Genomic DNA, 13,936 nt, shown 5'->3' on the forward strand with positions numbered 1-13,936 from the left:
AGGCAATTATCGCTCGGAGGGCACGCGACACACGGCTGACGGCTGTGGCTGACGCCATCGTCGCTCCTCCAGGTCGTCGCGCCGCGAGGCCCTCGACGCCCCGGGGAACGACCGGCCCGTCCGGAGCGATCGCCTAGACTGGACGATGATGCCCCCTCCCCCGCCGCCCTCCTCCGAGGCTTCCGACGCCGCGTCCTGCACCGTGCTGCGTCCCGGCGTCGACGTCGTCGCCGAGATCGACCGGCGGAAGTCCCGCTTCCTGGCCGTGCTGCGCCGCACCGAGTCGACTGCCGAGGCGCAGGAGCTCGTCGACGCGCTGCGCCGTCGGCACCACGCGGCCCGGCACCATTGCAGCGCCTGGCTGATCGGCCCGGATCGGCACGTGCAGCGGGCGAACGACGACGGCGAGCCCTCCGGCACCGCCGGCGCCCCGATGCTCGAGGTCCTCGCCCAGACGACGATGCCGTCGGGCCGCGCCGATCTGACCGACGTGGCCGCCGTGGTGGTGCGCTGGTTCGGCGGCACGCTGCTCGGCGCCGGGGGTTTGGTCCGCGCCTACTCCGACGCCGTGGGCGAGGCCCTGCAGCAGGCGGTGGAGACGGAGAGGACGCTGGCACGTCGTCGCATGCGCCGCTTCCTGCTCGACGCCCCGATCGCCGACGTCGGCCGCTGGGAGAACGAGCTGCGCGCCGCCGGGGCCGCGGTGCGCGACACCGAGTACGGCGTCGGTCCCTCCGGCGCCCGGCTGCATCTGGCCGTGCCCGACGACGACGCGCCGGTCGCGGCTCTGCAGGCGCGGATCGCCACGGTCTCCGCAGGAGCCGGCGACCTGCGTCCCGCCGGCGTGGACTGGATCGACGTCGAGCACACCTCCGACGACGGCGCGGGCGAGGTCCCGGCATGAGCCCCGCGGTGGAACCCGGCCGCACGCCTGAGGCGGTCCCGTCCCCACTGACCTCGCCGCCGCAGGACGGCGGCGGCCTCGACCTGTCTCGACTGCGCCGGCGTCCCGACGACGGTGAGCAGGCCTACGACGCGGCCGACCTGCTGCTGCTCGACACGGCGGCCGCCTGGTGGGCGGCCGGACATCCCGATGACGAGATCGTCGTCCTCGACGACCGCTGGGGCGCTCTCACCCTGCCGCTGGTCGCCGCCGGGCACAGGGTGCGCGCGGCCCAGGACGCCCGCGGCGGCGAGCTGGCTCTGGCCGAGAATGCGGCGGCCCTGGGTCTCGCGGCTCCGCGACCCTTCGACGCCGGCACAGTGGCCGGTGCCCGCACCGTGCTGATGCCGCTTCCCCGCTCGCTCGATGCGCTGGCCGACCGCGCCCACCTGGTCGCCGAGCACGCCGCGGAGGACGTCGTGCTGCTGGCCGGCGGACGCGACAAACACATGACCCGGTCGATGAACGACGTGCTGGACCGGTACTTCGCCGATGTGGTCCCCGGCCGGGGCCGGTCGAAGTCGCGGGTGCTCACCGCCCGGTCGCCGCGGCGGGGGCTGCCGGCCCCGGGACCGCGGCGCGCGGTCCACGCCGTCGCCCCGATCGACGAGCTCACGCTGTGCAGCACGGGCACCACCTACGGCGGCACCAGCGTCGACCCCGGCACCCGACGGCTGCTGGCGGCGGTGGACGGACTCGCGGCGTTCGAGACGCAGCTGGCCGCGGCCGATCGGCTCGTCGACCTGGGATGCGGCAACGGGACGGTGGCCGCCTGGGCGGCGCGGCGCTGGCCGAAGGCGCAGGTGCTGGCCGTCGACGACTCGGCCTCGGCGGTCGCCTCGACGACGCTCACGGCAGAGGCCAACGACGTCGCGGACCGCGTGGAGGTCCGCCGTGCCGACGGTCTGGAGGACGTCGCGGCCGCCGACGGCGAGCGGCTGATCCTGCTGAATCCGCCCTTCCACCGGGGCAACGCCGTCGATCCGACGGTCGCCCATCGGCTGATCGCCTCGGCGGGCCGCGCTCTGGCGCCGGGCGGGTTGCTCTACTGCGTGTGGAACTCCCATCTGCAGCACCGCGCGGCGCTGCGGCGGTTCGTCGGACCGACGCGCCAGCTCGCCCGGGACCGGAAGTTCACCGTGACGGTCAGCGAGAAGTCCGCCGGCTGAGGCGTCGGTCCAGGTCCGGCCAGGCGACGACGAACTCCTCGGTCGCCGCCAGCGCCTTGGTGGCCGTCCGGTCGGCCAGTCGGATGCCGCGCGGAGCGACCTCTATGATGGTCAGGTCCTCCACCGTGCCGTCCTCGGTGGTGAGCGTCCAGGGCTCGAGGAGCTCGCCGAGGCCGCGGTCCAGGAGCAGCTCCTCGGCCGGGATGAACTCCATGGCGTCCCCGGCGGGATGCCCCAGGACAGTGCGTGGACGCACTGCTGACCAGTCGTCTGTGAGCGGCTCCAGATGACCCACCGTCTCACCGTCGTGCCGAGTGACCGGGACCCAGTCTCCGTGGCTCATCCGTTCTCCTCCTTCGTCCGTCCTGCCCCTGGCGAATCGGCGGTCGCCGTCCTGCACATCCGCCGGACTCCCCCCCCCGGATACGCATGGAGGCCGCGCCCCACCGTGGTGGGACGCGGCCTCCATGATGCGTCGTCGGGCCTCTGCCCTCAGGCGCCGGCCGTCAGGCGGATGCTCAGCCCTGGCCGGTGAGCTTCTCGCGCAGGGCGGCGAGAGCCTCGTCGGAGGCCAGCGTGCCGGCGTCCTCCGGAGCCTCCGAGGAGTAGTTCGACGGAGCCGGCTCGCGCTTGGCGGCGCCGGTGTTCGACGAGCTGGAGCTGCTGCTTCCGCCGCCGACCGTCTGCTGCGCGACGACCTCGGCGTCGGCTTCGAGGGCCTTCCGCACCTGCTCCTTGTGGGCCTCCCAGCGCTCCTGAGCGGCGGAGTACTGGGCCTCCCAGGCAGCGCGCTGCTCCTCGAAGCCCTCCATCCACTCGTTGGTCTCCGGGTCGAAGCCCTCGGGGTACTTGTAGTTCCCCTCCTCGTCGTACTCGGCGTCCATGCCGTACATGGCCGGGTCGAACTCGGTGCCGTCCGGGTCGACGCCCTCGTTGGCCTGCTTCAGCGAGAGGCTGATGCGGCGACGCTCGAGGTCGATGTCGATGACCTTGACGAAGAGCTCCTCGCCCACCGAGACGACCTGCTCGGCGAGGTCCACGTGGCGGACCGCCAGCTCGGAGATGTGCACCAGGCCCTCGATGCCGTCCTCGACGCGGACGAACGCGCCGAAGGGCACCAGCTTGGTGACCTTGCCGGGGACGACCTGGCCCAGCGCGTGGGTCCGGGCGAAGGCCTGCCACGGGTCCTCCTGGGTGGCCTTCAGCGACAGCGAGACCCGCTCGCGGTCCATGTCGACCTCGAGCACCTCGACGGTGACCTCCTGGCCGACCTCGACGACCTCGTTCGGGTGGTCGATGTGCTTCCAGGACAGCTCGGAGACGTGCACCAGGCCGTCGACGCCGCCCAGGTCCACGAAGGCGCCGAAGTTGACGATCGAGGAGACGGTGCCGGTGCGGACCTGGCCGCGCTCGAGCTTGTTGAGGAAGGAGGAGCGCACCTCGGACTGGGTCTGCTCCAGCCAGGCGCGGCGGGACAGGACCACGTTGTTGCGGTTCTTGTCCAGCTCGATGATCTTGGCCTCGATCTCCTGACCGATGGTAGGGGGCCAGGTCGCGCACGCGGCGCATCTCGACCAGCGAGGCCGGGAGGAAGCCGCGCAGCCCGATGTCGAGGATGAGGCCGCCCTTGACGACCTCGATGACCGTGCCGGAGACGACGCCGTCCTCGTCCTTGATGCGCTCGATGTCGCCCCAGGCGCGCTCGTACTGGGCGCGCTTCTTGGACAGGATCAGGCGGCCTTCCTTGTCCTCCTTGGTGAGGACCAGAGCCTCCACCTGGTCACCGACCGCGACGACCTCGTCCGGGTCGACATCGTGCTTGATGGACAGCTCGCGGGACGGGATGACGCCTTCGGTCTTGTACCCGATGTCGAGGAGGACCTCGTCACGGTCGACCTTGACGATGACGCCCTCGACGAGATCGCCGTCGTTGAAGTACTTCATCGTGGCGTCGACGGCGGCGAGGAACTCTTCCGAGGTGCCGATGTCGTTGACGGCGACCTGCGGGGTGGTTGCGGTGGTGGTCATGTAGTAGGGGCTCCGATGAGGGATCGTTGGCTTATAGGTCAGCGCACGGTTCTCCATGCACTGAGCGACGGACAAATGACAATGACAAGGTGCTGGATCGCATGCGATGATGCACGCAGTCGAGCAGAAACTGTGCCAGACGTCAGGTATCGACTCTGTGCGCAGAACGCGCCCGGCCAGTCTATACGCGCTCACCAATCGGATTCAACCGCACGGGCGCGTCGCGACCCGGGCCAGACGTGCGCGGCGGCCCGGGAATGCGCGGCTCAGAAATGTGTGGCGCAGAACGGCCGGGTCGGCAGATCGACGATCGCCGAGAGCTCGCGCAGCGCGCCCTCGGCGTCGCCGGCTCCCCCGCTCGCCGCGGCGCCGTCGGCGACGCTCAGCCGACCCGCCCGCTGCATGGTGACCACCGCCGCGTCCCCGAGGTACAGCGAACCCAGGGTCTCCACGTCCGTGGACAGCACGGGCCCGGCCGTCTCCTGCCCCGCCTCCTGTTCCGTCACCGGCTCGACGGCCGCCACGCCCGCGGAGACCTCGACCCGGTAGACGCCGTCCGCGATGCCCAGGGGGTCGCTCAGCCACAGCGTGAACACGCCGTCGCCGCCCCACTCGCGCGCCTGCAGGCAGCGGACCACGTCGAGCAGACGCACCCAGAGGACGTCGCGGACCTCGCGGACCTGCACGCTGCGCGGGTTCACCGCCGCGGCGGTCAGCACGTCCTCGACCGAGGCCCCGTCCAGCTCCGCGCGGGCGACCAGATCCCGCTGCGACAGATGCCGCCAGAGCTCCACATGGCTCGTCGCATCGGCGGCCACCAGGTCGGCGATCTCCAGCGTGCTCGGCTCGGTCTCCCAGCCGGCGTGCCGGAAGGTCACGTAGCCGCCGACCGACCCGTCGTCGCGCACATGCACCGCCGCCCGCAGGCGACGGTCCCAGGAGGTCACGTCGCGCGGCGACCAGCGGGCGGTCGCCCGGCGGAGGTAGTTCAGCGGGCGGTCCACCGATCCGCGGACCCGGCGGTGGAACTGCGCCCAGACCTCGTCGACGACCTCGCCCATGGCCGTCGGGTCGGCGCTGATCACCTGCCCGCTCGGCTCCCCGCGCAGCTGCAGCCGCGTGCCGGCGGTGTGCGCCAGGTCCACGCGCAGCTCGGCCTCGCGGACGGCCGCGCCGAAGCCGAAGCGCCCGTAGATCCCGCCCTCGGAGGCGGTCAGCGCGGCCAGCGGCACTCCGTCCTCGACGGCGCGGGCCAGCGAGGAGGTCATCAGGTGGGAGAGGATGCCGCGCCGGCGGAAACCGGGATCGACCGTCACCCCGGTGATCAGCCGGGCGTCCAGCAGCGGACCCTCGGCGCCGCGGCCGCCGGCGTCGAGCGTCTCGTCGAACTCCACGAAGGTCGCCACCGGATGGTCGGCGGAGAACCCGACCCGACGGCGGGCGTCCGCGCCGGGCTCCTCGCTCTCCGCGTCGAGGTAGACCCCGACCTGCCGCTGCGCATCGGCGATGAAGGTCTCGGTGTGCCGGGAGACCTCCTCGTCCGTCAGCCACGGCCCGTAGAAGCCGTGCATGGTGGTGCGCAGATGCGCCGCGCTGCGCGCGTCGGCGGCGCCCTCGGCGTCGAGCGTCGGGGCGAAGGACTCCGCGCGCAGCCCGTCGGGCAGCGGGGAGACGTGCGGGCGGCGAGGTGATGTCAGGGAGTTCACGCCTCTCAGGCTATGTCAGTGCGCGGCCTCGTGCCAGGAGGAGCCGACGCCGACGTTCACGTCCAGCGGCACCGTCAGATCCGCGGCGGCGGCCATCTTCTCCACCACCAGCGAGCGCACCCGCTCCTGCTCGCCCGGGGCGACGTCGAGGATGAGCTCGTCGTGGACCTGCAGCAGCATCGTCGAGGACAGCTGCTGCTCGCGCAGCGCGGCGTCGACGTCGAGCATCGCCTGCTTGATGATGTCGGCCGCCGAGCCCTGGATCGGGGCGTTGAGCGCGGCCCGCTCGGCCATCTGGCGCAGCTGCCGGTTGTCGCTGGTCAGATCCGGCAGGTACCGCCGCCGACCGTAGATCGTCGAGGTGAAGCCGTCCTTCCTGGCCTGTTCGACGACTTCGCGCAGATAGTCGCGGACGGCGCCGAAGCGCTCGAAGTACTCGTTCATCAGGTCCCGAGCCTCGTCGACGCCGATGCCCAGCTGCTTGGACAGCCCGAAGCTGGAGAGGCCGTAGACCAGGCCGTAGCTCATCGCCTTGACCTTCGAGCGCATCTCGCCGGTGACCTCGTCGGTGCCCACGCCGAAGACCCGCGCACCGACGAAGCTGTGCAGGTCCTCGCCCTCGCGGAAGGCCCGGATCAGCTCCTCGTCGCCGGAGAGATGGGCCATGATGCGCATCTCGATCTGCGAGTAGTCGGCGGTCAGCAGCGACTCGCGGCCCTCGCCGACGACGAAGGCGTCGCGGATGCGGCGGCCCTCGGCGGTGCGCACCGGGATGTTCTGCAGGTTCGGATGCAGCGAGGACAGCCGTCCGGTCGCCGCGACCGTCTGCGCGTAGGTGGTGTGGATCCGGCCGTCGTCGCCGATCGACTCGACCAGCCCGGTCACCGTCTGCCGCAGCTTCGTCGCATCGCGATGGGCCATCAGGTGGACCAGGAACTCGTTCTGCGTCTTGGCCAGCAGGTCCTGCAGCGATTCGACGTCGGTGGAGTACCCGGTCTTGGTCTTGCGCGTCGTCGGCAGCTCGAGCTCGTCGAAGAGCACCGTCTGCAGCTGCTTCGGCGAGCCGAGGTTCACCTCGTGGCCGATCGCGGCGTAGGCGGCCTGGGCCGCGGCCTCGACCTGGTCGGCGAACTCCTGATCGAGGGCTTCGAGCCGCTCGGCGCTCACCGCGATGCCGGCCAGCTCCATCTCCAGCAGCACCTCGGCCAGCGGAATCTCCAGGTCGCGGACCAGGTGGTCGGCCCGCCGCTCGACGAGCTGCTCGGTCAGCACCGGGCTCAGCCGGTGCAGCAGCGCCACCTGCAGCGCCGCGGCGTCGAGGTCGCCGGCGGTCACTCCCGGCAGCACGTCGTGGGAGGAGAACAGCGTGCCCTCCCCGCCCAGCGGGTCCTCGGACGAGGCCTCCTGAGCCGAGGTCTCCCCGTCGGCGGGCTCGTCGGCGCCGAGCCAGTCGGCCGGGTCCGCCGACGTGCGCAGGTGCTGGGTCACCAGGTCGCCGACGTCGAAATTCCGCCGGTCGGGCTGGATGAGGTAGGCCGAGAGCAGCGTGTCGTCGACGGCCCCGCGCAGGCGCAGACCGCGGGCGGCGAGCCGACGTCCGGCGTCCTTGAGGTCGTGGACGCGCTTGGGCGCCTGCGGGTCGGCCAGCCAGTCGGCCAGCGCCTGCTCGACGGGCGGCTCGGCGTCGGTCAGCGAGACGGCGAGCGCCTCGGCCGGCGCCTCCTCCGGCTCGCCCTCCGCGGCGTCGTCGGGCGGGGGCAGCAGCACGACGGCGAGCGCCTCGGCGGTGCGGGCGGCCTCGTCGCGCTTGGCCTTGGTGGAGAGGCTCTCACCGCTGCGGTCCAGGCAGAGCGCGACGCCGACCGGTCCGGCGGCCTCGCGCAGCGCCTCGACGTCGGCGGCCTCGTCGAGGGTGCGGACCCGCGGCAGCCGCTGGGTCGGCGTGGGACGGGAGGCGGCCTCGGGAAAGCGCTCGGCGAGGGTGTCGAAGAGCCGGTCGCGGATCTGGTCGAACTGCAGCGCGTCGAAGAGCGGCTCGACCGCCTCGCGGTCGGGCGGGCCGAGGACGGTGTCCTCCAGGTCCACCGGCAGCTCGACGTCGCACAGCAGCCGGTTGAGCTCCAGGTTGCGCTCCACGTCGTCGAGGGCGGCGCGCAGGTTCTCGCCGCGCTTGCCGCCGATCTGGTCGGCGTGGTCGATGATGCCGCGCGCCGAGCCGTACTGGCCCAACCACTTGGCGGCGACTCCGGGGCCGACGAGCGGCACCCCGGGCAGGTTGTCGGCGCTCTCGCCGACCAGCGCGGCGAGGTCCCGGTACTGTTCCGGCGGCACCTTGTACTTCTCCTCGACGCCGGCCGGGTCGAGGCGCACGCTCTTGCTCACTCCGGAGGTCGGGTAGTCCAGATGGGTGCGCTCGGTGACCAGCTGCAGGGCGTCGCGGTCGCCGGAGACGATGAGCGTGCGCCAGCCCGCCTCCTCGGCGCGGGCGGCCAGCGTGGCGACGATGTCGTCGGCCTCGTAGCCCTCGACGGTGATCGCCGGGATGCGCATCGCCTCGGCGACCTGCTTGATCAGCCCGATCTGGCCGCTGAACTCCTCCGGAGTCTTCGCTCGGCCCGCCTTGTACTCCTCGTAGGCCTCGTGCCGGAAGGTCGGGGTGTCGAGGTCGAAGGCCAGCGCGACGTGGGTGGGCTTCTCCTCCCGGATCAGCTTCAGCAGCATGTTCGTGAAGCCGTGCACGGCATTGGTGTGCTGGCCGGTGTCGGTGACGAAGCTCTCCGGCGGCAGCGCGTAGAACGCGCGGAAGGCCATCGAATGTCCGTCGACGACGAGCAGCTTGCGGTCGGTCTCCAGGGTCTGGCCGCCGGAGGCGGTTTCACGTGTCGGGCTCACGGTGCAACTCTAGTGGGCATGGATGGAGATTTCATCGCGGCCCGGACGGCTCCGGCCGCCGACGATACACCGACCCCTGAGCCCACGCTCGAGTCCGCCCCCGGCCCCACTCCGCTGCCCGAGGAGGACGAGCGGCTGGCGCTGATGCGCGAGGCCGGAGTCCCGGAGGAGCTCTTCGAGCATATGGGCCCGCACGGCGTCTCCCCGCTGGCGCGGACCATGGGGCTGCGCTTCGTGGAGATGAGTCCCGAGCGGATGGTGGCGACGCTGCCGGTGGCCGGCAACGAGCAGAACATGGGGCTGCTGCACGGCGGGGCCCATATGGTGCTGGCCGAGACGCTCGGCTCGATCGCGGCGATCCTGCATGTGCGGCTGGGCCTGGAGCAGGAGAACGCCGTGGTCGGCACCGAGCTCAATGCCACCCACCACCGGGCCGCGACGGCGGGGATGGTCACCGCCACCTGCACGCCGATCTCGCGGGGACGGACGCTGACCTCCCACGAGATCGTGATGCGCGACGAGCGCGACCGCCGGCTGTCCACAGCGCGGATGACGAACATGATCCTGGCGCCGCGCGACTGACCCCTCGAGCGCCGGAGCGGACGAGCGGTCCGACGACGGCGCCCGACGGCGCCCTCCGAAGGGCTGGACGGAGACTGGGCGGCGACTGGGCGCGGCACATGGTGACCCCGGCCACCCCGTGTCATACTCTGCGGCATGATCGAGACCGCAGACTCCTCCGTCCAGCTCGTGGCGGTGATCCTGTACTTCGCGTGCATGCTCGCGATCGGGTACTACGCCTACCGACGCACGAGCAGCTACGACGACTACATGCTCGCCGGCCGCCGGCTGCGCCCGTCGACCGCCGCCCTCTCAGCAGGGGCGTCAGACATGTCCGGCTGGCTGATGATGGGGCTGCCCGGCGCCATCTACGCCTCGGGGCTGGTGGAAGCCTGGATCGCCATCGGGCTGACCATCGGCGCGTGGCTGAACTGGAAGTTCGTCGCCCCGCGGCTGCGGGCCTACACCGAGGTCTCGCAGAACTCGATCACCATCCCCAGCTTCCTGGAGTCCCGGCTGAAGACCGACAACCACGCGGTGCGGGTCATCGCCGGACTGATCATCCTGGCCTTCTTCATCTTCTACGTCTCCTCCGGCCTGGTGGCCGGCGGCCAGTTCTTCACCGTGGCCTTCGGGCTGGAGTACGTGCCGGGGATGCTCATCGTCGCCGGCGTCACCGTGGTCTACACACTGGCCGGCGGCTTCCTCGGCGCCTCGCTGACCGACGTCGTGCAGGGCACGATGATGTTCGTCGGCCTGCTGCTGGTGCCGATCATCGCCCTGGCGATGCTGGGCGGCTGGGGCGACGTCACCTCCGGCGTCGACGCGGCCGACGCGGCCGCCGGTGAAGGCGCCGACCGGATGAGCTTCCTGGTCGGCGCCTCCGTCTGGGGCGTGGTCTCCGCCGTGGCCTGGGGCCTGGGGTACTTCGGCCAGCCGCACATCATCGTGCGCTTCATGGCCATGCGCTCCGTGGCCGACGCCCCCGCCGCCCGCCGGATCGGCATCGGCTGGATGGCGCTGGCCGGCTTCGGCGCAGTGATGACCGGACTGATCGGCGTGGCCTATTTCCAGAGTGAAGGCTCCGCGCTGGAGAACCCCGAGCACGTCTTCCTGGTGCTCGCCCAGGCGCTCTTCCACCCGTTCATCGCCGCCCTGCTGCTGGCGGCGGTGCTGGCCGCGGTGATGTCGACCATCTCCTCCCAGCTGGTGGTCTCCTCCTCGGCGCTGGTCGAGGACATCTACCTGACCTTCGGCCGGAACTCGAGCCGCCGGCAGCAGCTGATCCTCGGCCGCGCGGCCGTGCTGACCGTCTCGGTGGTCGCCGCGCTGCTGGCGCTGGACACCGAGTCCACCATCCTGGACCTCGTCGGCTTCGCCTGGGCCGGCTTCGGCGCCGCCTTCGGCCCGGTGGTGCTGCTCAGCCTCTACTGGCGGAAGCTGACGATGCCCGGCGTGCTGGCCGGCATGGTCGTCGGGGCGGTCACCGTGGGCATCTGGGGGTCGATCGACGCCCTCTCCGGCGTGGTCTATGAGATCATTCCGGGCTTCGGCCTGGCGCTGCTGGCCGCGGTGGTCGTGTCCCTCGCCACGTACCGCCGAGACCCGCGGGTCGAGGAGGAGTTCGACGCGATGCTCGCCCAGACCGGCGGGGCGAAGACTCCGGCCTGATCCGGCGGCGGCCGGGACCGGTTCAGCCTTCGGAAGACCGGTCCCGGTCGCCCCACCGGCGCAGGAAGCCCACGATCGCCTCCTCCATCGCCTGAGCGTGCGCCTCGGCGGTATAGCGCTCCTCCACGACGGTGCGGCCGGCCGCGCCCATGCGCCGCAGTGTGTCGCGGTCGGCGAGCATCTCGGTCAGCACCTCCTGCAGCGAGGTCGGATCGCCGGAACGGTACAGCCGTCCCGTCTCGCCGTCGACGACGGCCTCGATCTCCGGGCTCGAGTCGGGGTGGGCGTCCTCGGCGACGACCGGCACGCCGAAGCCCAGCGCCTGGGTGACGTTCAGCCCCGCCCCGCCGATGCAGACCGCGGCGTCGGCGGCGGCGTAGAGCCCGCGGAGCCGGTCGACGTCGTAGACGGCGCCCAGGAAGTGCGCCTCGACCCCGGCCTCGACGAAGCGCCGCTCGAGCCGGGGACGCTCGACGCCGTCGCCGACGACGATCACCCGCGGCCGCACCGTGTCCGCCGGCAGCTGCTCCAGCGCCTCCGCCAGCGTGTCGAGCCGGTGCCGGGTCGTCAGCCGCGAGCTGTAGATCAGCGTCGGCCGCTCGTCGTCGCCCGCCGCCTCCCGACGGTCCTCCTCCGAGCGGCTCGCGCCGGAGCCCTCTGCGACGTCGGCGTCGGCAGCCTCGAGCTGGTCGGTCGAGTAGATGCTGTTGTACACCACGGCGATCTTCTCGGCATCCACGCCGTAGGCGGCCCCCAGCTCGCGGGCACGATCGCCGTAGACCAGCAGCCCGTCGGAGAGCGCGTAGAAGGCCAGCCGCAGCCGCCGCTTCATCCCGGACTCCGGGCGTTTCCAACCGTGGCCCCAGAGCAGCACCCGGCGGCCGCACGCCCGGGCGGCGAGCAGCGCGGCCCAGGCGGAGACGGTGTAGATGCGCCCGGCCAGCACGTAGACGTCGTGGCGGCCGGAGAGCACCGCGCGGACCTGCCCCTTCTCCCACCAGAGCTCGCCGCAGGAGACGAAGTCCATCGGAGTGACCTCGGCCAGGACCGCCTCGTCGGCGGACTCGATGCGGTCGGCCGAGGGTCCCTCGGAGTTGCGGAAGCGGCCGACGAGGTCGAACTCCAGGCGCCGGCTCTCCAGCAGCCGCCGCAGCAGCGGGCCGCGATAGTGGCTCACCGTCGGCTGGACCACGAAGTGCACGCGCGGTCGGTCGGCGGAGCGGGAATCAGCGGACATGCGGACCTCGGGGCTTCCGGACGGCGACGGACGGACTGGCCGGAACCGGTCCCGACCCTCTCCGCCATCGTATCGAGCCGCCGCGTGACCCGAGGTCGAGTCGGTGGACGTCCCCACAGAGCCCGGAGGACCAGCGTCACGTTTGGCGGCCAGGGCGCGGTCTTGCTAATCTGAGGTGTCGCCGCGACGACTTCGTCGCGGCCCGGCGGGGATGTAGCTTAATGGTAAAGCTTCGGTCTTCCAAACCGACGACGCGGGTTCGATTCCCGTCATCCCCTCCAGTGTGAAGTGCCGGGACATCGGGCCATCGATGTCCCGGCACTTCTTCTGTATCCGGGCGCGGCGAGGGGCCGCAGGTCTGGGGTTTTAGGCCAGGAACGTCTTGCTGGCCCGGGCGCGCTGACCGGGATTCAGCAGCTTCGTCCGGCGCAGCCTGGTGGACACACTCCTGACGTGTCACCGCCAGGAGTGGTCGAAGCCTGCAGTGACATCTCAGGTGAGACTCTGCCTGCTGACTGGCAGGGTCTTCTTCCGGCGCGCTCCGTGGCGACCCCGCTCGTGCGAGCGAAGGCCGCCATCGTGAACCTCCCGCAGGAAGATCGCCGAGTGATGCCTTCTCGGGTTCGTCGCCGCTAGTAGTAGAAGGGCAGCTTCTGATCCGGCTCGACCTGGACGACGTCGAGATGCAGTTGGGCCGACAGCGAGGTGATCGCCGCCTGCTCGGCCCCGATGCCGGCCCAATGGGGATCGACGTCCTGAGTGATGCACCAGGAGCGATCCACCGGCCAGATGAACGCAGGCGGAGGCATGTCGCCGCCTGTTCTCGCCTCCCACGAGGCTTCCACCACCCCGGAGACGAAGTCCGGCAGCGAAACCTTGCACACGTAGTACTCACGATTCGGGACCACCACACGCGCTGTACGCACGATGGCGTCGGGAAACGCATCCTCGCCCCACCCATCCCACATCATCAGATACCCCTCAGCAGACGAATCGGTGTGAGGCAGCAGCGTCTCCACAGCGACGCGGAGTTGATCGATCTCTGGAAGGTCGTCGCCCTGCGGCACGACGTCGTTCTCGGGCTGCCCTTCATATGCCGGGTCAGGGATGAACCGCAGTCGCGCATACGCCGGGAACCCTGGAGGGCCCAGCGTCACCAGACTCCACCAGGGCTCATCGCTGGCCGTGATCCACTCCGCGGCAGTCAGGTCGCTGCAAGGATTGAACGTCATCCCTCTCATCGTGCCACCCGCACGACGCTGAAGGTCCCAGGGGACCGATCCGGAGACGAGCGCGTCGACCACGCCCTCTCCTCCCGTCCGGCAGGGTCGGGCGTGCTCGGCCAGCATGGCGTCGCTCACCGACACAGCCACAGCCGGGCATCCCAGGCGCGTCGTGCATGACTGCTCGCCGGGACGACGGCATGCCGAGCTCGAGCGCCCCGCGCCCGGCGATAGGCTCTCAGGGTGACCACTCCCCCGCCATCAGAGCACGCCGAGCAGCCCGCACACCACGCCCCGGCCGAGACCTGGGCTACCGCGCTGCAGGAGACCGCCGCAGCCCACCGCCGCGCCGCGTCCTGGTTGGAGGAGCAGACGCACGACTCCTCAGTCTGGCGTCGGCCGGCGGCGGCGCATCGCCGCCGCGGCGCCGCCCTCCAGGACCGCGGCGCCGCGGTGCGCGAGCACGAGGGGCCGTCGCTGTCCGCCGACCTGCTCGCCGATCCGCT

10 protein-coding genes, 1 tRNA gene and 1 pseudogene are annotated in these 13,936 nt (G+C 71.5%); 6 read left to right on the top strand and 6 right to left on the bottom strand.

Annotated features, from left to right (window positions below; genetic code table 11):
* Positions 1–145 precede the first annotated feature (145 nt).
* Both GU5_RS0108070 and GU5_RS0108075 read left to right on the top strand, forming a co-directional pair.
* A complete protein-coding gene (locus GU5_RS0108070) occupies positions 146–904 on the top strand; it encodes a YigZ family protein (protein WP_010525076.1) in 759 nt (252 codons plus the stop codon).
* Positions 901–2,112, top strand: a complete 1,212-nt coding sequence (locus tag GU5_RS0108075; protein WP_083830405.1) for a methyltransferase — start codon at positions 901–903, stop codon at positions 2,110–2,112. The genes GU5_RS0108070 and GU5_RS0108075 overlap by 4 nt, the downstream gene beginning before the upstream one ends.
* Here GU5_RS0108075 and GU5_RS0108080 read toward each other — a convergent pair.
* The 4 genes and pseudogenes from GU5_RS0108080 to polA form a co-directional block, all read right to left on the bottom strand.
* Positions 2,090–2,455 (bottom strand): hypothetical protein, encoded by a 366-nt coding sequence (locus GU5_RS0108080; protein WP_010525078.1) that lies wholly within the window; start codon positions 2,453–2,455, stop codon positions 2,090–2,092. The genes GU5_RS0108075 and GU5_RS0108080 overlap by 23 nt on opposite strands.
* Positions 2,456–2,630: 175 nt before the next feature.
* Positions 2,631–4,140: pseudogene (gene rpsA / locus GU5_RS15940) on the bottom strand (30S ribosomal protein S1).
* A 266-nt stretch (positions 4,141–4,406) separates the two neighbouring features.
* The gene (locus GU5_RS14745; RefSeq protein WP_010525080.1) at positions 4,407–5,846 is read right to left on the bottom strand and encodes a GNAT family N-acetyltransferase; all 1,440 of its coding nucleotides are present in this window, start codon (positions 5,844–5,846) and stop codon (positions 4,407–4,409) included.
* A 15-nt stretch (positions 5,847–5,861) separates the two neighbouring features.
* The gene (gene polA, locus GU5_RS0108095) at positions 5,862–8,738 is read right to left on the bottom strand and encodes a DNA polymerase I (protein WP_010525081.1); all 2,877 of its coding nucleotides are present in this window, start codon (positions 8,736–8,738) and stop codon (positions 5,862–5,864) included.
* Positions 8,739–8,756: 18 nt separating this feature from the next.
* On the opposite strand from polA, the gene GU5_RS14750 reads away from it, so the two are divergent.
* Positions 8,757–9,320 (top strand): hotdog fold thioesterase, encoded by a 564-nt coding sequence (locus GU5_RS14750; RefSeq protein ID WP_010525082.1) that lies wholly within the window; start codon positions 8,757–8,759, stop codon positions 9,318–9,320.
* 135 nt (positions 9,321–9,455) lie between these two features.
* Positions 9,456–10,970, top strand: coding sequence for a sodium/proline symporter PutP (gene putP, locus GU5_RS0108105; protein ID WP_010525083.1), 1,515 nt, complete (start codon positions 9,456–9,458; stop codon positions 10,968–10,970).
* A 22-nt stretch (positions 10,971–10,992) separates the two neighbouring features.
* Here putP and GU5_RS0108110 read toward each other — a convergent pair whose 3' ends face one another.
* Positions 10,993–12,207 (bottom strand): glycosyltransferase family 4 protein, encoded by a 1,215-nt coding sequence (locus GU5_RS0108110; protein ID WP_010525084.1) that lies wholly within the window; start codon positions 12,205–12,207, stop codon positions 10,993–10,995.
* A 207-nt stretch (positions 12,208–12,414) separates the two neighbouring features.
* On the opposite strand from GU5_RS0108110, the gene GU5_RS0108115 reads away from it, so the two are divergent.
* Positions 12,415–12,488, top strand: a tRNA-Gly gene (locus GU5_RS0108115).
* 351 nt (positions 12,489–12,839) lie between these two features.
* Here GU5_RS0108115 and GU5_RS0108120 read toward each other — a convergent pair.
* On the bottom strand, positions 12,840–13,511 hold the full coding sequence (locus tag GU5_RS0108120; protein WP_010525085.1) for a hypothetical protein: 672 nt from the start codon (positions 13,509–13,511) through the stop codon (positions 12,840–12,842).
* 162 nt (positions 13,512–13,673) lie between these two features.
* On the opposite strand from GU5_RS0108120, the gene GU5_RS17055 reads away from it, so the two are divergent.
* Positions 13,674–13,936: hypothetical protein (locus GU5_RS17055; RefSeq protein WP_010525086.1), on the top strand; the 263-nt coding region annotated here is incomplete at its 3' end.

It is taken from the genome of Nesterenkonia sp. F, assembly GCF_000220985.1.
Taxonomy (GTDB): domain Bacteria; phylum Actinomycetota; class Actinomycetes; order Actinomycetales; family Micrococcaceae; genus Nesterenkonia.

Excerpts from the sequence above, each read along its gene's own strand:
- putP (WP_010525083.1), top strand. The coding sequence starts at position 9,456 with ATGATCGAGACCGCAGACTCCTCCGTCCAGCTCGTGGCGGTGATCCTG.
- GU5_RS14750 (WP_010525082.1), top strand. The coding sequence starts at position 8,757 with ATGGATGGAGATTTCATCGCGGCCCGGACGGCTCCGGCCGCCGACGAT.
- GU5_RS0108070 (WP_010525076.1), top strand. The coding sequence starts at position 146 with ATGATGCCCCCTCCCCCGCCGCCCTCCTCCGAGGCTTCCGACGCCGCG.
- GU5_RS0108075 (WP_083830405.1), top strand. The coding sequence starts at position 901 with ATGAGCCCCGCGGTGGAACCCGGCCGCACGCCTGAGGCGGTCCCGTCC.
- GU5_RS0108080 (WP_010525078.1), bottom strand. The coding sequence starts at position 2,455 with ATGAGCCACGGAGACTGGGTCCCGGTCACTCGGCACGACGGTGAGACG.
- GU5_RS0108110 (WP_010525084.1), bottom strand. The coding sequence starts at position 12,207 with ATGTCCGCTGATTCCCGCTCCGCCGACCGACCGCGCGTGCACTTCGTG.